The 22,103-nt window shown below is 71.9% G+C and carries 28 protein-coding genes and 1 tRNA gene; 16 read left to right on the plus strand and 13 right to left on the minus strand.

The annotated features are described in order from the left end of the window. Positions 1-105 precede the first annotated feature (105 nt). Both GA0070606_RS14625 and GA0070606_RS14630 read left to right on the plus strand, forming a co-directional pair. The gene (locus GA0070606_RS14625) at positions 106-621 is read left to right on the plus strand and encodes a SigE family RNA polymerase sigma factor (protein ID WP_091099565.1); all 516 of its coding nucleotides are present in this window, start codon (positions 106-108) and stop codon (positions 619-621) included. Further along, complete coding sequence (locus GA0070606_RS14630; protein ID WP_091099569.1) at positions 618-1,787, plus strand: hypothetical protein; 1,170 nt, start codon at positions 618-620, stop codon at positions 1,785-1,787. The genes GA0070606_RS14625 and GA0070606_RS14630 overlap by 4 nt, the downstream gene beginning before the upstream one ends. Before the next feature lie 268 nt (positions 1,788-2,055). Here GA0070606_RS14630 and GA0070606_RS14635 read toward each other — a convergent pair whose 3' ends face one another. Beyond that, a complete protein-coding gene (locus GA0070606_RS14635) occupies positions 2,056-3,414 on the minus strand; it encodes a benzoate/H(+) symporter BenE family transporter (protein WP_281190659.1) in 1,359 nt (452 codons plus the stop codon). Between the two features lie 54 nt (positions 3,415-3,468). On the opposite strand from GA0070606_RS14635, the gene GA0070606_RS14640 reads away from it, so the two are divergent. Continuing rightward, positions 3,469-4,029, plus strand: a complete 561-nt coding sequence (locus GA0070606_RS14640) for a helix-turn-helix domain-containing protein (RefSeq protein WP_091099578.1) — start codon at positions 3,469-3,471, stop codon at positions 4,027-4,029. A 161-nt stretch (positions 4,030-4,190) separates the two neighbouring features. Here GA0070606_RS14640 and GA0070606_RS14645 read toward each other — a convergent pair whose 3' ends face one another. Further along, positions 4,191-5,267: a helix-turn-helix domain-containing protein gene (locus GA0070606_RS14645; protein WP_091099581.1), complete on the minus strand. Its 1,077-nt coding sequence runs from the start codon at positions 5,265-5,267 to the stop codon at positions 4,191-4,193. Between the two features lie 62 nt (positions 5,268-5,329). On the opposite strand from GA0070606_RS14645, the gene GA0070606_RS14650 reads away from it, so the two are divergent. Beyond that, entirely contained in the window at positions 5,330-6,049 is a 720-nt protein-coding gene (locus GA0070606_RS14650) for a PP2C family protein-serine/threonine phosphatase (RefSeq protein ID WP_091099584.1), read from the plus strand. A 55-nt stretch (positions 6,050-6,104) separates the two neighbouring features. Next, positions 6,105-7,304 carry a GNAT family N-acetyltransferase gene (locus GA0070606_RS14655; protein WP_091099589.1) on the plus strand — a complete coding sequence of 400 codons (1,200 nt, stop codon included), beginning with the start codon at positions 6,105-6,107 and terminating at the stop codon, positions 7,302-7,304. A gap of 33 nt (positions 7,305-7,337) precedes the next feature. Here the strand turns inward: GA0070606_RS14655 and GA0070606_RS14660 are convergent, their stop codons facing one another. The 5 genes from GA0070606_RS14660 to GA0070606_RS14680 form a co-directional block, all read right to left on the minus strand. Beyond that, positions 7,338-8,420 (minus strand): NAD-dependent epimerase/dehydratase family protein, encoded by a 1,083-nt coding sequence (locus tag GA0070606_RS14660; RefSeq protein ID WP_091099592.1) that lies wholly within the window; start codon positions 8,418-8,420, stop codon positions 7,338-7,340. 169 nt (positions 8,421-8,589) lie between these two features. Continuing rightward, the gene (locus GA0070606_RS14665) at positions 8,590-8,892 is read right to left on the minus strand and encodes a hypothetical protein (RefSeq protein WP_091099595.1); all 303 of its coding nucleotides are present in this window, start codon (positions 8,890-8,892) and stop codon (positions 8,590-8,592) included. A 99-nt stretch (positions 8,893-8,991) separates the two neighbouring features. Next, positions 8,992-9,480, minus strand: coding sequence for an anthrone oxygenase family protein (locus tag GA0070606_RS14670; protein ID WP_091099599.1), 489 nt, complete (start codon positions 9,478-9,480; stop codon positions 8,992-8,994). Between the two features lie 227 nt (positions 9,481-9,707). Beyond that, positions 9,708-9,998, minus strand: coding sequence for a flavin reductase (locus GA0070606_RS14675; protein ID WP_091099607.1), 291 nt, complete (start codon positions 9,996-9,998; stop codon positions 9,708-9,710). Then, entirely contained in the window at positions 9,995-10,255 is a 261-nt protein-coding gene (locus tag GA0070606_RS14680) for a hypothetical protein (protein ID WP_091099615.1), read from the minus strand. Before GA0070606_RS14680 ends, GA0070606_RS14675 begins: the two co-directional genes overlap by 4 nt. A gap of 192 nt (positions 10,256-10,447) precedes the next feature. Here GA0070606_RS14680 and GA0070606_RS14685 point away from each other — a divergent pair, with 192 nt between their 5' ends. The 3 genes from GA0070606_RS14685 (at position 10,448) to GA0070606_RS14695 (ending at position 11,653) form a co-directional block, all read left to right on the plus strand. After that, on the plus strand, positions 10,448-11,254 hold the full coding sequence (locus tag GA0070606_RS14685; RefSeq protein ID WP_091099618.1) for a helix-turn-helix domain-containing protein: 807 nt from the start codon (positions 10,448-10,450) through the stop codon (positions 11,252-11,254). Further along, positions 11,241-11,432 (plus strand): DUF397 domain-containing protein, encoded by a 192-nt coding sequence (locus tag GA0070606_RS14690; RefSeq protein WP_091099620.1) that lies wholly within the window; start codon positions 11,241-11,243, stop codon positions 11,430-11,432. Before GA0070606_RS14685 ends, GA0070606_RS14690 begins: the two co-directional genes overlap by 14 nt. 149 nt (positions 11,433-11,581) lie before the next feature. After that, positions 11,582-11,653: transfer RNA gene (locus GA0070606_RS14695), tRNA-Lys, on the plus strand. A gap of 84 nt (positions 11,654-11,737) precedes the next feature. On the opposite strand, the gene GA0070606_RS14700 is transcribed toward GA0070606_RS14695, so the two are convergent. The 3 genes from GA0070606_RS14700 to GA0070606_RS14710 are packed head-to-tail and all read right to left on the minus strand — an operon-like array spanning position 11,738 to position 14,720. Next, on the minus strand, positions 11,738-12,958 hold the full coding sequence (locus tag GA0070606_RS14700; RefSeq protein WP_091099623.1) for a tyrosine-type recombinase/integrase: 1,221 nt from the start codon (positions 12,956-12,958) through the stop codon (positions 11,738-11,740). Beyond that, positions 12,958-13,155, minus strand: coding sequence for an excisionase family DNA-binding protein (locus GA0070606_RS14705; protein ID WP_091099625.1), 198 nt, complete (start codon positions 13,153-13,155; stop codon positions 12,958-12,960). Before GA0070606_RS14705 ends, GA0070606_RS14700 begins: the two co-directional genes overlap by 1 nt. Beyond that, positions 13,152-14,720, minus strand: a complete 1,569-nt coding sequence (locus tag GA0070606_RS14710) for a replication initiator (RefSeq protein WP_091099627.1) — start codon at positions 14,718-14,720, stop codon at positions 13,152-13,154. The genes GA0070606_RS14705 and GA0070606_RS14710 overlap by 4 nt, the downstream gene beginning before the upstream one ends. A gap of 566 nt (positions 14,721-15,286) precedes the next feature. Here GA0070606_RS14710 and GA0070606_RS14715 point away from each other — a divergent pair. Further along, positions 15,287-15,655, plus strand: coding sequence for a cyclic-phosphate processing receiver domain-containing protein (locus tag GA0070606_RS14715; RefSeq protein WP_245724690.1), 369 nt, complete (start codon positions 15,287-15,289; stop codon positions 15,653-15,655). Between the two features lie 127 nt (positions 15,656-15,782). Here the strand turns inward: GA0070606_RS14715 and GA0070606_RS14720 are convergent, their stop codons facing one another. Continuing rightward, positions 15,783-16,055 (minus strand): Imm32 family immunity protein, encoded by a 273-nt coding sequence (locus tag GA0070606_RS14720; protein ID WP_141721687.1) that lies wholly within the window; start codon positions 16,053-16,055, stop codon positions 15,783-15,785. Between the two features lie 710 nt (positions 16,056-16,765). Between GA0070606_RS14720 and GA0070606_RS14725 the strand changes: the two genes are divergently transcribed. Next, positions 16,766-17,659, plus strand: coding sequence for a hypothetical protein (locus GA0070606_RS14725; protein WP_141721689.1), 894 nt, complete (start codon positions 16,766-16,768; stop codon positions 17,657-17,659). A gap of 185 nt (positions 17,660-17,844) precedes the next feature. Here GA0070606_RS14725 and GA0070606_RS14730 read toward each other — a convergent pair whose 3' ends face one another. After that, complete coding sequence (locus GA0070606_RS14730; protein WP_245724691.1) at positions 17,845-18,423, minus strand: hypothetical protein; 579 nt, start codon at positions 18,421-18,423, stop codon at positions 17,845-17,847. 850 nt (positions 18,424-19,273) lie between these two features. On the opposite strand from GA0070606_RS14730, the gene GA0070606_RS32910 reads away from it, so the two are divergent. Then, positions 19,274-19,438: a hypothetical protein gene (locus GA0070606_RS32910; protein ID WP_218106018.1), complete on the plus strand. Its 165-nt coding sequence runs from the start codon at positions 19,274-19,276 to the stop codon at positions 19,436-19,438. Between the two features lie 334 nt (positions 19,439-19,772). Continuing rightward, positions 19,773-20,066 (plus strand): hypothetical protein, encoded by a 294-nt coding sequence (locus GA0070606_RS14735; RefSeq protein WP_091099633.1) that lies wholly within the window; start codon positions 19,773-19,775, stop codon positions 20,064-20,066. 179 nt (positions 20,067-20,245) lie between these two features. Here GA0070606_RS14735 and GA0070606_RS14740 read toward each other — a convergent pair whose 3' ends face one another. Continuing rightward, positions 20,246-20,470, minus strand: coding sequence for a winged helix-turn-helix domain-containing protein (locus GA0070606_RS14740; RefSeq protein WP_091099635.1), 225 nt, complete (start codon positions 20,468-20,470; stop codon positions 20,246-20,248). 483 nt (positions 20,471-20,953) lie between these two features. Between GA0070606_RS14740 and GA0070606_RS14750 the strand changes: the two genes are divergently transcribed. The 4 genes from GA0070606_RS14750 to GA0070606_RS14760 all read left to right on the plus strand — a co-directional run bounded on the left by GA0070606_RS14750 (position 20,954) and on the right by GA0070606_RS14760 (position 22,102). After that, a complete protein-coding gene (locus GA0070606_RS14750; protein WP_091099642.1) occupies positions 20,954-21,172 on the plus strand; it encodes a flavin reductase in 219 nt (72 codons plus the stop codon). Then, positions 21,169-21,342, plus strand: a complete 174-nt coding sequence (locus tag GA0070606_RS32515) for a hypothetical protein (protein ID WP_176737323.1) — start codon at positions 21,169-21,171, stop codon at positions 21,340-21,342. The genes GA0070606_RS14750 and GA0070606_RS32515 overlap by 4 nt, the downstream gene beginning before the upstream one ends. Before the next feature lie 230 nt (positions 21,343-21,572). After that, positions 21,573-21,848 (plus strand): type II toxin-antitoxin system Phd/YefM family antitoxin, encoded by a 276-nt coding sequence (locus GA0070606_RS14755; protein ID WP_091099651.1) that lies wholly within the window; start codon positions 21,573-21,575, stop codon positions 21,846-21,848. Then, complete coding sequence (locus tag GA0070606_RS14760; protein WP_091099653.1) at positions 21,845-22,102, plus strand: Txe/YoeB family addiction module toxin; 258 nt, start codon at positions 21,845-21,847, stop codon at positions 22,100-22,102. The genes GA0070606_RS14755 and GA0070606_RS14760 overlap by 4 nt, the downstream gene beginning before the upstream one ends. The last annotated feature ends 1 nt before the right edge of the window (position 22,103 follow it).

The raw sequence follows: 22,103 nt of genomic DNA on the forward strand, positions 1-22,103 counted from the left end.
GGCGCTTCGGTCACCCGGCGCTGAGCTGCCATCCCGCCGAACTCCGGCGTCGACGCAACCCGAAGAGCGTCCGGGCCCGTCGAGCTTGCGGAGGAGGGAGCCCCGATGGCGGATGCCGATCGCGAGTTCGTGGAGTACGTCTCCGCGCGACTGCCGAGACTGCACCGGACCGCGTACCTGATGTGCGGCGACGCCCACCTGGCCGACGACGTGGTGCAGCAGACGATCACGGCGCTGTACGTGAACTGGCGCCGGGTCAGCCGGGCCGACAACGTCGACGCGTACGTGCACCGGATGCTGGTCCACAAGCTCATCGACGAGAAGCGGTTGGGCTGGGCGAAGGTCCGGCTGCTGGGATGGATGCCGGAGCCGGAGCGCCCGCCGGCCACGCCGCACGACGACCTGGCCGAGCGGGACAGCCTGCTCGCCGCGCTCGCCCGCCTTCCCCGCGGCCAGCGCACCGTACTGGTCCTGCGGTTCCTGTGCGACCTGTCGCTGACCGACACGGCCGCCGCGATGGGTTGTTCCGAAGGCAACGTGAAGTCGCAGACGGCGCGGGCACTGGCGGCGGTCCGCCAGGCGCTCGACGTCACCGAGCTGGCTGGGAGGAATTCGAGATGACCACGTTGGACGATCAGCGGATCACCGCACTGTTGCACGCCGCGCCGGTTCCCGAGCCGCGGGTCGACGTGGGCCGCGCGGTCCGGGACGGCCGGCGTACCCGTCAGCGCCGCCGCGTCGGCGGGATCACCGCGGTGACGATGCTGGCCGGGCTCGGTGTCGTGGGCGCCGTCCAACTCGGCGGGCCCGCCGACCGGCCGGCTCCGGCCGCGCCGGCCCTCGCGGCGTCAGCGGCCGGGACCGCGTCGGCCGCCCCGGTCTCGCCGGTCACCTGCGAGGCGTCGTGGCTGCCGCAGCCGATCGACGGTCCGGTCGCGGTGGCGAACGGCGTCGACCCCACCGGGCGGTACGTCGTCGGCGAGATCGGCACCGGGCAGGAGGACGGGCGGGTCGTGCTGTGGACCGACGGCAAGGCACGCGTACTGCCGGCCGGGGCGCGGCACGCTGCCGCCGTCAACGCCGGCGGCGTCGTGGTCGGCACCGACGGCGACGGCACCGGATGGGTCTACCGGAACGGGAGGCTGCGCTTCCTGGCCACCCCGCCCGGTTACCAGACGGTCCTCGTGCACGCCGTCAACGGCCGGGGCGACATCGCCGGCACCGCCACGGGAGCCGGCGACGCGCACCACGCCGTGCTGTGGTCGGCGGACCGCCCGCAGGAGCACCGGCTGGTCGGCCAGCCGGGATCCGCCGCGACCGGGATCACCGAGGACGGCACGATCGTCGGCGTGATGGGCCGCCTGCCCTACCGGTGGACGCCGCAGGGCGCCGGGGCGGCGCTGGCGGTGCCCGACGGCTACCCGCGCGCCTCGGTCGAATCGGCACACGGCGAATGGGCTGTCGGCATGGTTCCCGGCGCCGAGCAGGGCGGCACCGTGCAGATGCTGCCGGTGCGTTGGAACCTCAAGACGGGTGCGGTGAGCCTCCTGCCGTTCCCGGGAGCGACCGCGATCGCCGGCAACGGCGACCTGCTGGTCAACAGCAAGGAGCCGCTGGTCGTCGCCCCGGACGGCACGTCCCGCCAGCTGCCGGGCCGGCCCGACGTCCAGGCGACCGAGGCGGGCACGTACACGGCCAACGGAATCAGCGACGACGGTCTGACCGTGGTCGGCGCCGTCTACGAGAACCAGGTGCACCGGCCGCTGGTCTGGCGCTGCCACCGCTGAGGGTCGCGCGCCGGTGCCATGGGCCTGGGCCGGCAGCACGCCGGCCCGGGCCACCAGCCTGCGCCGACACCACGCCGATCAACGCCACCGGCCCGGGCCGGCGGCGCGCCGGCCCGGGCCACCGGCCTGCGCCGAGGCCACGCCGATCAACGCCACCGGCCCGGGTCGGCGGCGCGCCGGTCCGTGCCACCGGCCTTCCATGGCACCCCTCGCTGGCGCCGCTATGCGGTGATGTCGTAAACGACTCAGCTCCACAGCGCGTGGTAGGTCAGCCGCCGGTCCGGCCGCTCGCCGACGAGGTGACCGCGACGGAGTCCGGTCCGGCCGAGTCCAGTCCGGCCGAGTCCGATCCGGCCGAGTCCAGTCCGGCCGAGTCCGATCGGGCCGAGGCCGGTCCGGCCGAGTCCAGTCCGGCGGAGTCCGATCCGGCCTCGCCTGGCCCGGGCACGCCCGGCACGCCCGCGGCCGGGTCGGCGGGTCGCCAGCGGAAGAGCAGGAGCATCAGCCCGCCGGCGACCAGCCCCCAGAACGCGCCGCCGACGCCGAGCAGGGTCACCCCGGAGGCGGTGACCACGAACGTGACCACCGCGGCCTCCCGGGCGGCCGGCTCGGCCAGCGCGGAGGTGAGCGCGGTGGCCAGCGCGCCGAGCAGCGCGAGCCCGGCGACCGCCTCGATCAGCACGGGCGGGGCGAGCGCAATCAGCGCGGTGGCCGCCCCGGCGCCCAGCCCGAGCAGGGCCAGCCCCGCGCCGGCGGTGACCGAGGCGATCCAGCGCCGGTCCGGGTCGGGGTGGGCGTCCGGGCCGGCGGCCAACGCGGCGGTGATGGCCGCGAGGTTGACGGCGTGCCCGCCGGCGGGCGCGGCGGCCAGGCTGGTCAGCCCCGTCGCCCGTAGCGCGGCCCCGAACGGCGGGCGGTAGCCGTAGCCGACCAGCACCGCCATCCCCGGCACATTCTGCGCGGCCATGGTGACCAGGAAGAGCGGCAGCGCCAGGCCGACCAGGGCCGAGACGTTCCAGGCCGGTGTGGTCAGCTCCACGGCCGGCAGCAGCCGGGCACCGCCGAGGTCGGCGACGGGGGCGGTCAGCGCGATCGCCGCCACCGCCACCGCCAGCGCGCCCGGCACCGCCCAGCGCCGCGCGAACCGGTGCAGAATCAGCCAGCCGAGCACCACGGGAGCGGCCAGCCGGGGCACCTCGACCAGCGCGCGGACCGGCGCGGTGCACAGCGGCAGCAGGACGCCGGCCAGCATGGCGCCCGCGACCGGCCGGGGGATCGCCGCGACGGCCCGACCGAGCGCCGGGAACAGCCCGGCCGCCACGATCAGGACGCCCGAGACGAGGAACGCCCCCACGGCGACGGGCCAGCCGCCGGGCACCGGGCCGGTGGCGACCAGCAGCGCCGCGCCCGGGGTGGACCAGGCGACGCTCATCGGGATCCGGTGCCGCAGGCCGAGCCATACGGCGGACACCCCGGACGCGACGCAGACCGCCAGCAGCCCGGAGGCGGCCTGCGCGTCGGTGGCGCCGACGGCCCGCAGGCCGGCCAGCACCACGGTGAACGAACTGGCGAAGCCCACCAGCGCGGTCACCACCCCCGCCAGCAACGGCTGCGACCGTCCCGCCATCCCCGCCCCCGATCGTTCCGTTTACGGAACAGCACCGTGTAGCACCATAGCGGGATGCCACCGACGTCACCAGCCCAGCCACCGCACACCGACCCGGAACTCGTGGCCGTCGGCCGGCGGCTACGCGTACTGCGCGAGGAGCGGGGCATCTCGCTGTCCACCCTGGCCCGGCTGGCCGGGGTGGGGAAGGCGACCCTCTCCGGGCTGGAGCACGGCACCCGCAACCCGACCCTGGAGACGCTCTACGCGATCACCGCGCAGCTCGGCGTGCCACTGACGGCCGTGCTCTCCGGCCCGGGCACCGGCCCCACCATCCGCGGCGCGGCGGTCAGCGGCATCCTGCTGGAGGTCTTCGAGGACGCCGACGCCACCTACGAGCTGTACCGGATGCTGGTCTCCCCCGGCCGGGAACAGCTCTCCCCCGCGCACCAGCGGGGCGTCACCGAGCACGTCACCGTCTTCGCGGGCGTGCTGCGCGCCGGCCCGGTCGACGCGCCGCTCATCGCCGCCGCCGGCGGGCACCTGCGCTGGACGTCCGACGTGCCGCACGTGTACGCCGCCGTCGGCGACGAGGAGGTCGCGGCCAGCCTCCTGCTCCGCTACCCCCGCCACTGAAGGCCCCACCACCGACCACCGAGCGGCGACGGGCGACGGCACACCCACCGACCGTCCGCCGACGTCGGCAGCAGGCCGGCCGGCCGTCGGCGCCGGCAGCAGGCCCCGACCGGCCGCCGGCGTCGACAGCAGGCCGGCCGTCCGTCGGCGCCGGCAGCAGGTCAGCCGTCGACGGGCGTCGACACCGGCAGCCGCCGCTGCACCGCCCAGATGGCCGCCTCCGTACGCGACGCCGACCCGGTCTTGCGCAGCAGGTTGGACACGTGCACGGTGACCGTACGCACGGAGATGCCGAGCGCCCGCGCCGCCTGCTTGTTGGACATCCCGGCGACCAGGCAGCCCAGCACCTCGATCTCCCGCCCGGTCAGCTCGGCGTCGACCGGGTCGGCGGGCCGGGGCGCCACCGTCGCCGACCGCACCGGCCCCACCCGGGCGGGCCGCGACGGCGGGGACGGAAGCCGGGGCGAGGGCGGGCGGAGCAACGCCTCGGGCCCCTGGCCGGCGTGCGCGGCGAGCAGTTCGGTAAGCGCGTACGGGTTGCCACCGGTGCGCCGCCAGACCGCGCGCACCAGCCGGCCGGAGGGACGCGGGTCCGCGTACACCTGGGTCAGCACCTCGCCGACCTCGGCCGGGAGCAGCGGTCCGAGGTGTTGACGGACGGCGCCGCGCACGCCGCAGAGCCGGGCCAGCGCGCGGACCGCGAGGTCCGGCGCGACCGCGTCGGCGGCGGGCCGGGTGGCCACCACCAGCAGCGCCGGCAGGTCGGCGGCGGCGGCCAGCTCGCCGACCAGGTTGAGGCTGGCCGGGTCGAGGGCGTGCAGGTCCTCCACCACCAGCACCGCCGGCCCCGCGCCGACCAGCAGCCGGACGACCCGCACCGCAAGCCGGAGCAGGGTGCCGGGCGCGTAGCGCTCGCGCGGCGCGGTGGGCTGCTGGGCGAGCCACGCCAGCGCGTCCGGCGGCAGGTCCAGCGCGCTGGTGTCACGCCCGGTCAGGACGGCGGCCAGCCAGTCGTACGGGGCGGGGCTGTGCACCCGGGCGGCGCCGGAGAGCACCACCGCCGGCCGCGGGGCGAAGGCGTCCAGGGCGGCCGCGACCAGCAGGGACTTGCCGACCCCGGCCTCGCCGGTGATCACCGCGACGGCCGGCGCCGAGCGCCGGGAACAGGCCACGGTGGACCACGCCCGGTCGAGCTCGGCCAGCTCGCCGGCGCGCCCGACCATGGACACCGGCATCATTCCCACACCCTACGCAGTAGTGCGTAGAGACGGCGGCAGGGTGTTCTTGGCAAGCTTGTCCCATGACGCTGATCCTCCGCTCGGCCATCCTCAACGACATCGGCCTGGTCCGCACCAACAACGAGGACTCGGCCCTCGCCGGTGACCGCCTCGTCGCGGTCGCGGACGGCATGGGCGGCCTGCCCGCGGGCGAGGTGGCGAGTGAGATCGTCATCCGCATCCTCGACGAGCTGAGCCCGCCGACCACCCCCGACGAGGCCGCCGACGCGTTGCGGGCAGTGGTGAGCACCGCCAACCGGCGCATCCACGCGGCCATCACCGTCGACCCGGCCCGCGACGGCATGGGTACGACGCTCACCGCCGCCCTGCTCGCCGGGGACGCGCTGGTGCTGGCCCAGGTCGGCGACTCCCGCTGCTACCTGCTGCGCGACGGGCAGCTCACCCAGCTCACCCGCGACGACACCTTCGTGCAGGCGCTGGTCGACCAGGGGGCGCTCTCGCCCGAGCAGGCGCGGCACCACCCGCAGCGGTCGCTGGTGACCCGGGCGGTGCAGGGCGCGGACACGCCGCCCGCGATCGGGGTGCTCACCGTGCTCGCCGGCGACCGGCTGCTGCTGTGCAGCGACGGCCTGTCCGACTACGTCGAGGACGCCGCGATCGCCGGGGCGCTGGCCACGTACGCCGACCGCCAGCAGTGCGGCGAGCAGCTCGTGAAGCTCGCCCACCAGGCCGGCGCGCCGGACAACGTCACCGTCGTCGTCTCCGACGTCACCGCCGTCTGACGCGCGCCCGGCGATTGCGGTTGCGCGGACGGGGCAGCCGGGTTGGGATTGGCACATGACCATCCGCCGGGTGCGCGCCGAGAAACGCCTGACCACCAGCTTCCCGCTCCAGGCGTACGCCTTCGAGACGTCGCCGTCGACCGCGGCCCGAACGGAGGAGTTCCGCGACTACCTGCCCTACAACGAGGGCAACCGGACGCTGGTCGTGGAGGCGGACGGCGCGACGGTGGCCGCCGCCTCGGCCGTGCCCATGCGACAGAACCTGCGCGGCACGGTGCTGCCGATGGCCGGCGTCGCCGGGGTGACGACCCATCCGCTGGCGCGCCGGCAGGGGCACGTCCGGGCCCTGCTGCACCAGCTCCTCGACGAGATGCGCGACGAGGGGCACCGGCTGACCGCGCTCTGGCCGTTCCGGCCGTCGTTCTACGCCCGGTTCGGCTACGTGGGGCTGCCGAAGGCGCGTACGGCCACCTTCTCGCCGGCCGACCTCGGCGAGCTGCTCCGCGCCGACCTGCCCGGCGAGGTGGGTTGGGAGCGGATCGGCACCGGCTACCGGACCTGGCGCGAGTTCACCGAGCGGTGCCTGCGCGAGCGGCACGGCTTCGCGATCTTCCCCGACTACCGGGACGTCGGGCTGCGCGACCGCGACGAGCGGTGGCTGCTCACCGCCCGGGTCGGCGGGACGGTCACGGGCGCGGTGACCTACCGGATCGACGACCACGGCGGCACCCTGGTCGCCGACGACCTGCTCACCACCGACCCGGTCGCCCGGGCGCTGCTGTTGCAGTTCTTCGCCCAGCACGTCGACCAGGTGGAGCGGGTGAGCGTCCAGCTCCCCGTCGACGAGGTGCCGGAGCTGTGGCTCACCGACCTGGCCGTGCACGTCGAGGCGCGGGTGGCCCGGCCGGGCGCGTCCGCGCCGATGGCCCGGCTGCTGTCGGTGGACGCGCTGACCGGGCTGCCCGCCGGGCCGGGCCGGGTGCGCGTCGAGCTGACCGACGACCGCTGGTTGGCCGGGACGTACCTGCTGGACGGCACGACCGGCGCGCTGGAACTGGTCGCCGGCGCCGCCGCCACCGCCGGGCAGCCGCCGACCGCGACGCTGACGGCCGCCGGGATCTCCGCCCTGGCGTACGGGGTGCTCGACCCGGTGGAGGTGGGCCTGCGAGGGCTGGGCGACGTGCCGGCGGACGCGGCGGCGGAGCTGCGCAACCTCTTCCCGCGCAACCTGCCGTACCTCTTCGCCGACTTCTGACGCGACGGTCGCTGAGGGGCGCGGACGGGTGGGTCAGTAGGGGTTGCCGTGGCCGGCGAGGCGCCCCCGCAGCAGGCCGGCCGGGCGTCCGGGGCGGTCACCCGCGGCCGACATCGGCGGGCCGGCGGTGTGCGCGCCGTCGGCCATCCCGGCGAAGAGTTCCTTCAGCGCGTCGACCGCGTCGTGCCGCGGCTGCCAGCCCAGTTCCGCCTCGGCGCGCTCGCTCGACATCAGCGGCACGTTCAGCGCCAGCTCCACCCAGCCGGCGTCGATCGGTTGCAGCCGCGCCCGCCAGGTCAGCGCGGCGGCGGCGCGCAGCACCGGGGCGGCCACCGGCACCGTCCAGCCGTGGAAGTGCCGGGCCACCAGCTCCGGGGTCAGCACCGGGTCCGCCGCGACGTTGAACGCGCCGCGCGCGTCACCCAGGGCCGCCCGGGCGTACGCGTCGGCGACGTCGTCGGTGTGCACCGCCTGCATCCGCAGCCGCCGGTGCGTCGGCACCAGCGGGATCCGGCCGTAGCGCAGCAGCCGCACCGGCGCGAACGGGCCGAGGAAGTAGCGGGTGATCTCGGTGGCCGCCGCCCGCTGGAAGTTGAGGCCGGGGCGCAGCCGCACCACGCGCAGCCCGGGGTGCTCCCGCTCGGCCCGGTCGAGCAGCGCCTCCACGTCGGCCTTGTCCCGGCTGTACGACGAGCCGGGCACCCCGGTCGCCGGCCACCGCTCGGAGACCGGGTGGTCCTTCGGGCCGGGCGCGTACACGCCGACCGACGAGGCGACCACCAGGGCCGGCACGTTCGCGCGGACCACGGCGTCGATGACCGCCGTGCTCCCGCCGACGTTGGTCCGGCGCAGCACCCGCTGGTCGTGGCTGGGCTGGATCTGCCAGGCCAGGTGCACCACCGCGTCGGCCCCGGCGAAGACCTCGGCGAGCTGGTCGGCCGCGCCCGGCAGCCCGACGTCGCAGGAGTGCCACTCCACCTGGTCGTACGGCTCACCGGCGTCCGGCCCCGGCAGCCGGCGCACCACCCCGGCGAGATCCACGTTCCGCTCCCGGCGCAGCCGGCGCAACAGAGCGGTACCGGCGTTGCCGGTCGCCCCCACCACCACGATCCGCATGCCCGACCCGTACCCGGTCAGCCGCGCCCCAATCGCCGTGCCTGCGACGGCCGTCGGCGGCGGCACAGCACGGCGGGCGGGTCAGGGGCAGGGTGGGGCGTAAGGGGCGGGGTGGCGCCTCAGGAGCGGGGCCTCACAGCGGGCGGGGCGTCAGGGGCGGCACAGCGGGTCAGGGGCGGGGCGAGTGGCGTACCCAGCTCTTCTTCTCGTCCCGGCGCCGCCCCTCGGAGGCGGCCAGGCAGCGCGGGCAGATCCGGCCCACCGGGTCCGCCCCGGTGAGCACGTCCGTCGAGCGATACTCGAACCGCACGTGCGGGAAGCGGCGCAGCCGGGTCCGGCTGAGCGGGAGCCCGCAGACGGTCTGGTTCTGCCCCGGCAGCCAGGCGTGCACCTCGCCGGCCGGCTCGCGTACGCCGTCGGGGCCGGTCTCCTCGCCGGACGCCGCCACGGCCGGGGTGCTGCTCATCCTCATGCGGGCACGGTTCCCCCGCGCGGCCCCGCCCATGCCTGCCCGCGCGCCGCCCGACGGGCTGGCGTGACCGCTCCGGCGCCGGGCGAGCGTCGGCGGGGCTCAGCGGCGGGTCAGCAGGGCGGCGATCAGGCAGGCGAAGGCGGCCACCGAGGAGACCGTGCGGACCAGGTTGCCGCGCACCCAGGCCGCCTCGAAGCAGGCCCGCACCTCGGCCAGGTCGCCGACGCGGTCCACCGGGCCGGCGGCCTCCAGCCGGTCGTTGAGCGGCACGTTGAGGCCCGTCGTGACCCCGACGGTGACCAGGTGGCAGACCAGCGCGGCGAGGATCCAGAACAGGACCAGGCCGCCCCGGGACAGGTGCGCGGCGGCGGCCACGGCGAGCAGCAGCGCCGCGCCCAGGAAGGCGGTCAGGAACCAGCCGTTCAGGATCTTCCGGTTGATCGACTGCATCGCGCCGAGCAGCGTCCGGTCGTCGGTCGCGCCCAGACCGGGCATGACCGAGCAGGTGTACGCGAAGAAGAGCCCCGCCACCAGGCCGGTGGTGAGGGTCGCGCCGGCCAGGGCGGCGGTGCGGATCGGCTCGGGCATCGAGGGCCCCCCTTCCGAGGTTCGTCCCCTCCAGTCAACCGGCCGGTGATCCTCCCGCCCATGGCCGCGAGGCTCGGCCCCATACGCGAGCGTCCACGAAAGGGGACCGCCCGGGCCGGCCCACGGGAAAGACCGGCCCGGGCGGGATCTGAGGCCGCCGGCCCGGGCGCGTCCGGGCGGCCTCCGGTTCAGGGGCGGGCGCCGGAGGCGGCGGCGTCCGCGTCGGGTCAGGGGCGGGCGCCGGGGGTGCCGGCGTCCGCGTCAGAGGGCTGCCCACGCGGGCGGGCCCAGCCGGTGAAACGCTCGGCCAGGTCGGTGCGCGGCCGGTCGCCGTCCGGCCCCGCGAGCTGCCCGGCGGCCTCGACCTGGAGGGTGCCGAGATAGACCAGCAGGGCGGTCCGGTCGGTGCGATACGCGCCGAGCAGCCGCAGCTTCGCCGCCGAGCAGGGCCAGGCGATCCCGCAGGCCGTGCAGCGCCAGGTGGGGCGGGACGGCAGGTGCTCCCGGCGTCGCGTCACCGTGCCGCCGCCCGGACGACGGTCGCCCGGTCCACCCGGACGAAGGCGTACCGCTCGCGCGGCCGGAGCGTGCCGCCCGGCGTCAGCTCGCGACCGCGCACCTCGACCCACTCCGCGCCCTGGAACGGGCCCCGGCTGACGACCTCGGTGACCAACATGGTGAGGACCCCGTTGCCGAACCGGTAGGAGTCCTCCGGAACGCGGATGACCTCGCCCGCCACGATCGCGCCCTCCCGGCGCGGCCCGCAGCCCGTCATGTCTGCCTCCCGTCTCTCGACGCGTCGCCCGTCCGTCGACCCGCTCGCGCGCCGAGCGGCCCTGCCTGGTGACACTCTGCTGTAGAGACGACTACGCTCGGAAGGCTCTGCGGGCGTCCGGGTGGAGTTGGCCGGGCCCGCCCCCGGCGGGTGGCGCAGTGGGTAGTCGATCTTCAAACTGGGAGACCCTGAATGGCCGACGTGCCGAGTCCGCTCGCCGCCTTCGTCGTGGGCGAGATCCGCCGCGCCCGGGGCGCCGCCGGCATGACCCAGGAAGCCTTCGGCCGGGGAGCCGGGTTCAGCGCGTCGCACGTCAGCGCGGTCGAGGGCGGCACCCGCGCCCTGACGATGGACTTCATCAAGGGCGCGGACCGGGCGCTCAGGACCGGCGGGCTGTTCGAGCGCCTCGTCGCCAGCGTCGGCGCACCGTCCTGGTTCCTCCCCTGGCTCGACGCCGAACGCTCCGCGCGGCAACTCCGGCTGTTCGAGCCGCTACTGATCCCCGGCCTGTTGCAGACCGAGAACTACGCCCGCGTCGTCATGCGCCTCAACGACCTCATGTCGGCGGCGGAAGTCGACCAGCAGGTGAGCGCTCGCATGGAACGCCAGAGGGTGCTGACCGGCGAGAACCCGCCCCAGATGGTCGCCGTCCTGGACGAATCCGCGCTGCGCCGAACCGGCGACGGATTCGGCGGCATCATGGCGGAACAGGTAGCGCACCTCGTCACGATGGCGGAGCTGCCCCACGTCCACGTGCACGTGATCCCGGCGACGACCGGCCTGCACATCGGCTTGTCCGGGCCCTTCGCGCTGGCCCGATCGGCCGACGGCGGATGGGTCGGGCACCTCGAGAACCAGCTTGGCGGGGTGGTGGTCGACAGCAAGGATGATGTGGCGAGTCTTCTGGCGAAGTGGGAAGGCGTGCGGAACGAGGCGCTCCCGCGTCGGCAGTCCATCGACCTGATGAAGGAAATGGAGAGTCATCATGGACCTCAGTAGCGCTCGGTGGCGGAAGTCCAGCCGTAGTGGTTCGAGCGGCGGAAACTGCATCGAGGTCGCCGACAACCTGCCCGGCGTGGTCGCCGTCCGCGACTCCAAGGACCCGGCCGGCCCGGCCCTGACCTTCTCCCCTGCTGCTTGGCGCGCGTTCGTCGACCGCGCCGCCAGCCGGGCCTGACCGCCTCCGCGTACGCCCGGAAGCGCCCGACCTCCGAACGGGCGGGCGCTTCCGACGGCCGCACCCGGCACCTCGCTGAGCTGCTGGGATCGATGGAGGCGTTGAAGCCGCAAGTCGCCGTCGGCCGCAGTCCGGTAACCTGAGCGCGCGGGCCGCTAGCTCAATGGCAGAGCTGTGGACTTTTAATCCATAGGTTCAGGGTTCGAGTCCCTGGCGGCCCACTCTTCCGCAGGTCACCGGCCCTGATCGGGCTTTCGAACGCCGTGATCAGGGCCGGTACAGCAGCGAAGTACAGCAGTAGGCCGTCACCGGTCGAGCGCGCTGCCGAGCCGCCTGAGCGCGTCGCGGGTGGCCGCCGACGACACCACCGTGTAGACCTCCATCGTGATGGCGAACTGGGCGTGCCGAAGGATCTGCATCGCCACCCGGGGGTGGACGTCCAGGTCAGCCAGGAGCGAGGCGCAGGTCCGCCGGGCGTCCCTGACGGTGATTCGCCGGACCCCGGCAGCATCGCAGCGCCGGTCCCAGAACCGGTTGAAGTTCCGTGGCTCGACCGGCCGGCCGTAGCGGGTGGTGAAGATCAGTTCGGAGGGCTGCCAGGCCGGACCGGCGGCGTCCCGGGCGGTGGTCTGGGCGGCGCGGCGACGGTCGAGCGCCACGGTGCAGATGTCCGGCAGCGGCAGGGTGGCGTCCGAGGCGGCCGTCTTCGTCTCCCGGTGCAGCAGTTCGGCACCGACCCGCTGGAGCTGCCGGTCGATGGTCAGCTCCCCCGCGTCGAGGTCGACGTCAGCCCAGGTGAGCCCCAACATCTCGCCCTTGCGCAGACCGAGCACCAGGACCAGGACGTACGCGGCGTAGAGCGGATCGTCGTCGGCGCGGGCCGACTCCAGGAAGCGGCGGGCCTCGTCGCTCGTCCACGCCTTCCGCTTGCGCTTGCGTACCGGTGGCAGCTTCACCAGGGACGCGACGTTACGAGTGATCAGCCCTTCGGTGATCGCGTGGGACAGCAGCGTCCGGAGCACGGTCCGGAGGTGGGTGACGCTCGTTGCCGAGGGCAGATCCCGGCAGCAGCGGCCGAGGGCACAACAGCGACGCTGGGCGGGCTTGCGCCGCTCGTCCTTGCCCTGGGCGCAGCACTGGCAGGTCCGCCCGACCTCGTTGATCCACGTCTGGACGTCGCTGACCCGAAGCTTGTCGAGGCGCTTCCGGCCCAGCCCTGGCACGAGGTAGAGCCGGACCACCACCTCGTAGGTGACGTAGCTGCCGGGGGCGAGGTTCGGCTTGACGATCTCGCGCAGCCAGTAGCCGGCGTACTCCCCGACGGTCGGGGAGCGCGTCGCCACCGGGCCGGCCTTGGCCTGCCCGTGCAGCTTGATCCACTTGTCGTGGACCTCCTCGCGGGTCTTGCCGTAGACCCACTTCCGGCCCCGCTTGCCGTCGGGCTTCTCGACCCAGACGTACGCGGCGAAGCCGTTGCGGTACGGGAAGATCGAGCCCTCGCCGTTGGCCCGACTACGTCCGGGCATCAGGCCGCCTCCTGCCGCTCGACCTGGTCACGGATGTACTCGTCGACCCACTCGGGGAGGATCCGGCGATACTTGCCATCCTTGATGGAGCGCAGCTCGCCGGTGGCGATCTTCATCTTGACCTTGGAGATGCCGAAGCCGAGCAGCACGGCGACCTCGGCGGGCGAGTACCAGCGCGGGGTGAGGTCTCTGCTCATGCGGCGGCCCCGACGAGCCAGGCTTCGTGGGCCAGTTCTTCCCGGCCGATGCGTCTGGCCTGCCGGCGCTGGGCGGCGGCGGTGTTGGCCAGGAGTGCATCGCCTTCGGTGAGCCATCCGGAGCCGGCGTAGGTGAGAACGCCAACTGTCACGGTGTCGGTGGAGCCGTCGTCCTCGGCGCGACGGTAGGTCGCGCGGGTGTCCCGGAGTAGGCCGAAGGTGACGGAGTAGCGGCGGGCCTTGGTGAGGAAGTGACCGCCGAAGCCGAGCATGTGCGCCCAGCGGCGCAGCCCGGCGTAGGCGTTCGGTTTGGTGTCAAGGCTGCCTTGACGGTCGTCGGCCGTTGCGGCGCCGCTGGCGGTGTCGGTGCCGGTGGGCCGTCCGAGGTGCCAGCAGGCGTCGATGAGACGGGCGAGGTGGTCACCTTCCGGATCGGCGTAGTCGTCGATCGTGGCAGGGGTGAGCCGGGTCGATTGGTGGCCGGTGACTTCGGTCGCCTTGGTGGCGTATTTGGCGAGGTAGGCGGCCACCTTGCCGTCGGTCAGCTCGCCGCCGGCACTGTTGATACGCCGGACGTCGACCTGCTCGCCCCAGGCGACCGTCCAGCCCTGTGGCTGGTCGGGGTGCGAGGGCGTGGTGACGGTGATCTGGCGTACGGCGGCATGGATGGCTGCCTCCAGGTCGTCGACGGTGATCCCCACCGGCGGCGACACGAGCGCGTCTAGGTCGTCGGGGTCGACGCCGTCGAGGCGCAGCAGGACGTGGAAGTGCACGGCTGCCCGCCGCTGCATCTCGGCGACCTTTCCGTGCGACACCCGCACGGGCGGCACCCAGCGCACCCTGCCGGAGTCGGTGACGACCTGGACGAAGGGGATGCCGCGTCTGCGGCAGAGGCCGGCGAGGTGCCGTTCGATGGCCTGCTTGGTACGCCGCCACAACTCCCCGGCGAAGTAGTTCCAGACGACCTGGTGGCCGTGGTCGTAGCAGTCCAGGCACAACGGCTGCCCGAGCCGCGGATCGTCGGCGTCGTGACGGGCGAAGCATGCCGCCGGCTGCCCGTGCCGGCAGGTGCTGGTGCTGCTCCGGGCACGGCACGGAGCCGGACGGCAGTCGCAGCGCTGCCGGGTGGCGCAGGTGTGACGCGGGATGTACCGATGGTGGACCGCACCGAAGGACGGCGCGGTGAAGGTGGCGAAGACGACCGGATGCCGGCCGACCGAGGCGGGGACGCCCTTGCCGCCAGTCAGGCCGCAGCGCACGACCTGGTAGGCGTCGCCCTGGTAGACCCAGGCGCAGTCGGGGCAGTGCGATACGCGGCGGTTGCCGCAAGCCTTGTAGAGCACCCCGTCGGGCATCTCGTCGGTGTGCTGCTCGCCCAGGACCCGGCCGGTCTGCCGCTCGACAGCGGCGATCGTGCCGGTAAGGCGGACGGGGCGGGCGCAGCCGCCGGCGGTGCGGGTGTGCTCCAGCCAGCCGGAGAACTGCGGCATCGCCGCGCGGTGCAGGGCTTGGGCGTCACGGCCAAGGGCGAGGCCGGGACGGTACAGGTCGAGGGGTGTGGACACGACTCTCTCCTCACGGGGTGGCAGGGACGAAAGACGAAGCACCACCAGCCGTGGACGTCTGTCCGCTGGTGGTGATCGTCGGGTCTCCTGGCACCGCCGGAAGGGCGGCTGACGCCGGAGGGCGGATTCGTGGTGGTGCCACGTTCCGCCGATGGGTCGTGTCCTTTCGCGCTCTTGGACCTGATGAGTGGGGCCAGCACGGGTGGGGTGCCTGGGATGTCGGCATCTGGCGAGCTGCCGCAGGCTGCCCCCACCCGTGGAGATAAGCGGATCCGGGCCATCGTGGACGGCAGGAAGGCCGTGCTGGGCCGCTCAGCGGATTCTGGGGACCGGCACGGCGGCCGATGCGATCGAGAGTCGGCGGGACGTGGCCCGCATCAGCGACAGGATGGCCGCTCAGCATCTCCGAAGTCGAGTCCAGCGATCCGGCGTGAAGGCCGCGCTGGCGTGTTCGACGAGCGCCAGAGTAGCACCGGGCACCGACACGTCAACCCGCCGTAATTCGATGCCGGATGCGGGCCGCAATAGCGGTGGCGGCGCTGACGTGCTGGGCGAAGGATGGTGCCGTGGTTACCGAGAAGCTGCCTCGAATCGTGCTGGTTGACGACCTGCGCTCGTTTCTTGACGGCCGGGTGACGCAGGTGGCTCGCACTAGCGCCGCAGGTATCGAGGCACTAGAGCGACACCGCGAACAGCGCTTGGACGAGCTGTGGCTGGATCACGACCTTGGCGGGGACGACACGATCTGGCCGGTTGTCGAGGTGCTGGAGCGGGCCGCCTTCGAGGAGCGCCCGTTCGATATCGGCGTGGTGTACGTCCACTCGGCGAATCCTGCCGGCCTTGCGAAGATCATGCAGGCGTTGCGGCGCTGGGGCTACCACGTCCGGTCGGCGGCTGGATCACCAGATGTTGGCTACCTGCCCGAGGCCGAGTAGCGGCGGGCCATTCCAAGCGCTGGTAGCGCAGGCGATAGGCGACGCGGGACGGGCGGCTGCCGGCCTTGTCGTACTTCAGTAGATGCGTTACAGGTTGGCTTCACATGATGGGTGACTCGACCTCGACCTATTCCTCGCGCGGGTCGCGGGCCAGCATCAGAGGAGCCGATTCGAGGCTCAGCGGGAAGGTCCCTGGGTCGAGGTGGATGTGGACCCCAGACGGTGCCCTTCCATCCGAGAGGGCGAGGCACCACCGTGCGAGATCCCGCAGGCCGGCGCAATCGCCGAAGATCTCAACTGAGCCGTCAACGATCTCGACGGACACTGTGCCACCCTCCACGGGCGCCACGACGCCATGCGCGCTGTCGTAGCCGGGCACCGACAACACAATCTCATCCATGCGGCGAGTGTGCCCCAGGCTGAGCCGTTGCTGCCTCACGGTGTCACCCGTCAAGTGGAGCCGCTGCGTCACGCATCAAGTGGAGCCCGACAGGCGGCTGCCGGCCTGTGTGAGGACTTTCTGTACGTCTATCAAGGCGGCCCTGAACGGGCCGCACGCGCCGCCGCCTGGGCGCGCGTCCCGTCGCTACGCTGGCGCTCCGACTCCGGGCACGCAACACGCCCGGCGGCTGGCGCGGAGAGCGGAAAGCCCGGAGGGGCCGCCGCATGACGACAGCAGCGTTGATCGGGTGAGGGTGGGCCGGCAGCCGGCCGGGCCGCGCGGCCACGAGCCGCGCGGCGTAGGGGAGCGCACGCCGGCCGCGTCGGCGAACTGGCGGCGGTCGCGAGGTTGCGGCTACTGCGCCTCCGGCGGGGGCGCTCCGGCTCCAGGATGGCCAGGGCTTCGTCGGCGAGTCACGGTCCGTGGGTGGTCGCGGTGGGAGCCATCCCGCCCGCCATCGACCCGGGCAAGCCGAGCAGACCACCGCCCGACCCGCCAGCGTCCGTACGGGTGTCAAGGTCCGCTTGACGTGGCGGGCCGGGCGGTGGCCCGCTCCCCAGGAGGGCGGGTCGATGGCAGACGGGATGGAGGTAGTCGGTTGATCTCTGTTCGGCCGCGATTCCTGCTGTGGACGGAAGGTCCTTTGCGGAGCCCCTAGCATCCGTCGCATGTCACGAATCGCGAAGGTGCGTCGGCTGGTATGGGTCTGGGGTCCGCTAGTGGTAGCGGTGGCCCTGTTGGCGCAGTTGATGGCTGTGGTGTGGGGCGGCCTTCTGCCGTTTAACCAGAGCTTCAGTGCCGGGGGGGGGGACGGGGAATGGCTGAACCTGTTGGCCACCGTCACTGGCCTAGCTGCCCTGACGTCAGCACTCGGCGGGCTGGTGGCGTCCAGCATGCTCTCCGGCGTGATGAGGCGACTTGGCGTCATTGCGTTGGTTGCTGCGGCAGGCCTGACCTCTGTTCCGTTCCTTCGCGGGAGGGCCGCAGAGGCCCGTGACGTCAGCCTGGCGATTGGTGGGCCGGAGACTTCAGTGACTATCGCCCTGGCCGTCGGGCTCGTGTTGGGTGGCCTGGCTGCTGGGGCCTTGCATACGCGGGATGGCCGGGCTTTGGCCACCGGCCTGGCGGTCACCATCGTCGCGGTGTGGGTGTTGTTCGTGGTTGCTACCTGGCTCCCGGTTCCCAAACTCGGCCCCGCCGTTCAAGCGCCGCCAATCGGAATTCCCAGCGACGTGTTCAGGACTGGTGAGCTGAAGTGGCTCGGCGGCTGGCTTCCACTTCTTCCATTTTTGTGGGTAGTGATTGGAGCCGCCTCAGCGATCGCTGCTAAGCGTTTCGCCACGAGCCGGGCGATTGTTGTGCTTAGTGGCATGCTCGGGGCGGTACTTATCTCGCTCTCGTTTTTCACGGCTCGTCCCAGCGGCGGCCCATATATCGACCACGGGACGGTTCAAAACGGTGCGTTCGGCTATGCCCTGATGCTCATCGGTGGTGCACTACTCGGAGCCGCCCTCGCCAGCCGCGTTCCGGTGTGGGGCACGCAGGGGCACAGGACAGCGTGAAACGCACGGGGGCCCGATGTGTGCCGTAGGCCGGGTGACTAACTGGGTGACGACCGGGACGGACACCAGCGGACGAGCATGGACAGTGATGGACCGTTCTAGCAGGCCAATGCCCATGGAACGGCAGGTCAGCGCCCTGTGTTGGTTGCCTGGGGGTCAAGCAGTCGGGCGCCGGCCTTCACCTCTCACACGTAGTCACGCCAGAGGGTCACAGTCACCGTGGGCTCTCGGAACTCCTGATCGATGTAGTGGGCGAGGTCGTGGCCATACACGATGGTGTCGGTCAGCCGGTGGATGGACAGCACGGGATGCCCGAAGGAGCCGCGGCCGGCCGGCAGGTAGCGGTGGGCGTACACGGGAACCATCTGGGGAACGTCGGCGAGAAGGCGCTTTGCCTTGGCAATGCGCCGGACGAGGTCGTGAGGGCGATTGCCCCACCCGGGTGGCCACTCGCCCTGCTCGATGTCGTCGAGCGCGGTTGTGAGCGGCCAATCAACCTGCTCTTGCAGGGTGGCGGAGTCAAGTTGGCGCCAGTTCGGCCAGCCCCAACTTGCCTTGTCGGGATGGTCATCGGGGCCAGGTGTCCAGACTGGCAGCCCGGCCGTGAGGAAGGCGCGGTGGTCGTCGGCGAACTCGAAGCCGAACCGTCGCTCGATGCTGACGAACTCGGCGTCGGTGAGCCCTGGCTGGATGTCCACCAGGTCTAGTTGTGCTAACCGCCGAGCGGCGTCGATACCCAATGCGACACCGGCACCATCCGTCACCGGGATAGCGTAGCGACCTGGCAGCCGTACGCGCGTGCGGGTAATGAGAAGCGCAGGGGGCAGCAGAGAGGCAGCGAACGAGACGGCAACCGATACCACCGGACGCGGCTGGAGCCCGAACAACATGCATGAACTGGGGTTTCCTGGCAGCAGTCGACAGCCGTCGGTGCTCTCTAGCCGCGTTCACACCGAAGAGGTTTGGCGTGGCTGTCGCTGCCAACGTCAGTGCTCCCCCGCCGCTCGGAGGACATGACCTGGCTCTACGTCAGACCCTGCCACGTCAGGCAGTACGAGGGACGTGCTGCCGGGACGCGAGTGCAGCTCAACGAAGGCGCGGGTTGTGGCCACGACGTTGCCGTCACACAGCACCTCCACCATGTCGCCTTGGCGCAGCCCGGTCGGACTACAAGACCCGGACACGATCACTGGGCGGCCCGTGACGTTGAAAACCTGGGAGATCACCATCTCGAAGCTCGGTTCCGGCACGAGCCGAGTGTAGGAACGGCTGGGGCACAGATGGGGCACAAGACAATGTGAAACGTCGGCAACCAGCCACCAATGACGTGAGCCCAGGACGGGGCGTGACCAGCGTGTCGACCAGGCCGATGCAGGTCACGGAAGGCCCCATCTAAGTTCCGCTTCAACGTCTGGGGTGGGCCGACTCAAGCTGACCTCGTACATCTCGTCAGGGCATGCCCGCGTATCGGAGTGGGAGCGGAGGTCGGGGCCGACGCCACGCAAGGCAGGCCAGGATGGTGAACATGACCAGAAGCGCCACCGCGACGAGCAAGACCAACCATCCAGATCGATCGTCAGCCTCACGCACTCTGAGGCAAGGGTCGCTCTTTGCGTGGCGAACGCGGATGCGGTCACCGGTAGTCACAGCCCGGTTCGCGTCAATCGAAACGCGCAGAAGGGATTCGCACACCTCGCCATGATTCGTATTGAACTGAACTGCCAGGAAGGTCCGGGCTCCGCGATGCTCGACGTCCAGCACCTCAGCGACTGCCTCTGATCCCCCACGCTCGTCTGCGATCGACCACGAGGCTAGCGCCGCAAGCACGATCGCAAAGACCAAACCGAACGCCGAGAACAAGCGCAGGAGGTTTCGGCGCGGCCGTCGGCGATCCATGGCTGGACTCTAGAACAGGTCAACAACGACCTGGCGCGGTCAACGCGTCTACAGGTAGCCCACACGCCGAGCTGGGCCGTCAACGGGCCGTCAAACGCTAACCAGAGATGACCAACGACAACTGGCAGCACCAGGCCAGCCGCTTTGTGGCAGCAGCTGGCCTGGTGGGCGACGGACGAGTCGACCTGTGCGCCGGTCACAGCTAGGGTCTGTTGCCGTGGAGTTCGCAGCCGGTATCCCCAGCCGGTGGATCGTGACCCTGCGGTCTGGCGCGGTAATGGAGGTGGCGGCTGACGCGTACAGCGAAGCGGACGGCCAGCTCCTGTTCAACGTGCTGGTCGATGCAACTGCTGCCGAACAGGATCAGATGGTGATCGACTGGCGGATACCGAACAACAACCCACGACGCGTCGGCGTCGTGGTGGCCAAGGTGCCGGCAGCCGAAGTCGCCGATATCTACACCGCTCTGTCATGGTTCGACGATGGCAGCAGTGTCGACACAACCACCTGACTAACGCGCCAGTGCGCCGCCGCTGTCGACAGCAATGGTGACAGCAACCAGCGCGGACGGAGCGAGCCTCCCAGGCCGTGCAGGACGGTGGCCCGAGGCCAGAGACGCTTACGGACCCCGCCGGACGGAGCGCCCAGAACTTGTAAGCGAGGCGTCGCGCCTCCGGGGGTAGCCCTGGCTTACCGGGGAAGCGGGTTGGCGACGTAGACGCCCTTGCCCTGCCGGCCGTCGATCAGGCCCTCGGCCTTGAGCACGAGCATGGCGGCGCGAATCACTGTGTTGCTGACCTTGTAGTGCTCGCAGAGGGCGGCGAACGAGGGCAGCTTGTCACCCGGCTTCAACTGGCCGGAGCTGACCTGCTCGCGGATATCTCGGGCGACCTGTAGGTAGGCAGCTTCAGACATAGGTGGTGCTCCCAGCTTGGCGGCTGGTGCAAGCAGACCACATCGCGGGCTCGACTTACAACGCTATGTGTTGTAGCTGTTGACCCTGCGCACATTGCGTCCTAAGTTGCTCGTGGGGCTACCCAGCTTGGCGGCCGGGTCGTCCTGCCGTGGGTGCCCTGTCTCCGGACACGGCTGACCGGGTGCCCACGGGACCCCAGCGTCGGCCGGAGGCGTGATGACCAGACCGAACGATGCAACTGGTTCGACCGAAGGTGACGTGCGGGGTACCGGCTACCATCAGAGGCGGGACAACAGCCAGCGGCGCGTGTCCTACGGCGAGTACGTCTTGGCGGCGGCGCTGGCCCTCGCCCGCCGGCACCGGCCCGTCTGGTCCTGGCGGCAGTGGCGGCACATCTGCCGCTGCGGCAACGACCTGCCCTGCCGAAGCCGTCATCCCATCCCGATCAACCGCGGCCACTGGCCGAGCCAGGACGCGCCGCGATGACGAAACACCTTCCGGTCACACCGGCCTGGATCTGCGGCGGCTGCGGTGCCGACTGGCCCTGTCAGACCCGGCGGCGCGAGCTGCGAGCGGAGTACGACCGCGCCCCGGTCTCGTTAGCCCTCTACCTGGCCGCGCAGCTCGTCGACGCCGCCCCGGACCTGGCCCACGTCCCCGCCGGCCACCTACATCACCGATTCCTCGGCTGGACCCGATGAGCATCCTGCGACCCGGCGACGAGAAATTCCACTACAGCGACGGCTCCCACAAGTGGATCCCGCCCGATCCCGACTACGACCAGGACGTCTGGGACGAGCAGGTCCGCCAACACAAGCAGGGCCACCTCAGGAACGAGCAGCCCAAGGTCCGCATCCAGCGCCTCGTGTGACGCCAGCAGTACAGCAGCGAAGTACAGCAACCGTGCCGGCCGAACCGGACCGAGACGCACGCCAGCAGGCCGGACGACCTCGAACGACACCCGACCCAACCGGCTCGCCGGCAATCCATAGGTTCAGGGTTCGAGTCCCTGGCGGCCCACTCCTCCGCAGGTCAGCAGTAGGGACGAGACCCAGGCCCCACCCGAGGTACAAATTTCTGTACCTACCACCGGAGGTGGCCATGCGGACCGTGAGCTTCACCCAGCTACGGCAGAACCTGGCGGCCGAACTCGACAGCGTCATCAACGACGCGGAGGAAGTGGTGGTGACCCGGTCGGGCCACGAGCCGGTGGTGATCGTTCCGCTCGCCGAGTACGAGGCGATGAAGGAGTCCGAATACCTCCTTCGCAACCCGGCCAACGCCGCAGCCCTGCGCCGCTCGATCGCGGAGCATGAGCAGGGCGACGCGGTCGAGCGGGACCTGGTCGACCCGGCCACCTCCCGGGACGTCGCGTGAGGCTGGTCTTCACCGCGACCGCCTGGAACCAGTACCTCAGCCACACGGACCGAAAAATGGTCGAGCGCATCAACGACCTCGTCGCGGACGTGATGCGCAACGGGTACGAGGGCATCGGCAAGCCGGAAGCCCTTCGGGGAAAGCTGTCCGGCTTCTGGTCCCGCCGGATTGATCGCGAGCACCGGCTGGTGCATCGGATCACCAAGGACGACATCGAGATCATCGCCTGCCGCTACCACTACGGCGATCATTAGC

Origin of the sequence: Micromonospora citrea, assembly GCF_900090315.1 — a bacterium.
In the GTDB taxonomy this organism is placed as follows: domain Bacteria; phylum Actinomycetota; class Actinomycetes; order Mycobacteriales; family Micromonosporaceae; genus Micromonospora; species Micromonospora citrea.

Excerpts from the sequence above, each read along its gene's own strand:
- GA0070606_RS14630 (WP_091099569.1), top strand. The coding sequence starts at position 618 with ATGACCACGTTGGACGATCAGCGGATCACCGCACTGTTGCACGCCGCG.
- GA0070606_RS14685 (WP_091099618.1), top strand. The coding sequence starts at position 10,448 with ATGGCCGACGTGCCGAGTCCGCTCGCCGCCTTCGTCGTGGGCGAGATC.
- GA0070606_RS14750 (WP_091099642.1), top strand. The coding sequence starts at position 20,954 with ATGACGAAACACCTTCCGGTCACACCGGCCTGGATCTGCGGCGGCTGC.
- GA0070606_RS14635 (WP_281190659.1), bottom strand. The coding sequence starts at position 3,414 with ATGGCGGGACGGTCGCAGCCGTTGCTGGCGGGGGTGGTGACCGCGCTG.
- GA0070606_RS14670 (WP_091099599.1), bottom strand. The coding sequence starts at position 9,480 with ATGCCCGAGCCGATCCGCACCGCCGCCCTGGCCGGCGCGACCCTCACC.
- GA0070606_RS14725 (WP_141721689.1), top strand. The coding sequence starts at position 16,766 with ATGTCACGAATCGCGAAGGTGCGTCGGCTGGTATGGGTCTGGGGTCCG.
- GA0070606_RS14650 (WP_091099584.1), top strand. The coding sequence starts at position 5,330 with ATGACGCTGATCCTCCGCTCGGCCATCCTCAACGACATCGGCCTGGTC.
- GA0070606_RS14720 (WP_141721687.1), bottom strand. The coding sequence starts at position 16,055 with ATGGATGAGATTGTGTTGTCGGTGCCCGGCTACGACAGCGCGCATGGC.
- GA0070606_RS14645 (WP_091099581.1), bottom strand. The coding sequence starts at position 5,267 with ATGATGCCGGTGTCCATGGTCGGGCGCGCCGGCGAGCTGGCCGAGCTC.
- GA0070606_RS14705 (WP_091099625.1), bottom strand. The coding sequence starts at position 13,155 with ATGAGCAGAGACCTCACCCCGCGCTGGTACTCGCCCGCCGAGGTCGCC.
- GA0070606_RS14700 (WP_091099623.1), bottom strand. The coding sequence starts at position 12,958 with ATGCCCGGACGTAGTCGGGCCAACGGCGAGGGCTCGATCTTCCCGTAC.
- GA0070606_RS14640 (WP_091099578.1), top strand. The coding sequence starts at position 3,469 with ATGCCACCGACGTCACCAGCCCAGCCACCGCACACCGACCCGGAACTC.
- GA0070606_RS14625 (WP_091099565.1), top strand. The coding sequence starts at position 106 with ATGGCGGATGCCGATCGCGAGTTCGTGGAGTACGTCTCCGCGCGACTG.
- GA0070606_RS14740 (WP_091099635.1), bottom strand. The coding sequence starts at position 20,470 with ATGTCTGAAGCTGCCTACCTACAGGTCGCCCGAGATATCCGCGAGCAG.
- GA0070606_RS14665 (WP_091099595.1), bottom strand. The coding sequence starts at position 8,892 with ATGAGGATGAGCAGCACCCCGGCCGTGGCGGCGTCCGGCGAGGAGACC.
- GA0070606_RS14680 (WP_091099615.1), bottom strand. The coding sequence starts at position 10,255 with ATGACGGGCTGCGGGCCGCGCCGGGAGGGCGCGATCGTGGCGGGCGAG.
- GA0070606_RS14655 (WP_091099589.1), top strand. The coding sequence starts at position 6,105 with ATGACCATCCGCCGGGTGCGCGCCGAGAAACGCCTGACCACCAGCTTC.
- GA0070606_RS32515 (WP_176737323.1), top strand. The coding sequence starts at position 21,169 with ATGAGCATCCTGCGACCCGGCGACGAGAAATTCCACTACAGCGACGGC.
- GA0070606_RS14690 (WP_091099620.1), top strand. The coding sequence starts at position 11,241 with ATGGACCTCAGTAGCGCTCGGTGGCGGAAGTCCAGCCGTAGTGGTTCG.
- GA0070606_RS14755 (WP_091099651.1), top strand. The coding sequence starts at position 21,573 with ATGCGGACCGTGAGCTTCACCCAGCTACGGCAGAACCTGGCGGCCGAA.
- GA0070606_RS14660 (WP_091099592.1), bottom strand. The coding sequence starts at position 8,420 with ATGCGGATCGTGGTGGTGGGGGCGACCGGCAACGCCGGTACCGCTCTG.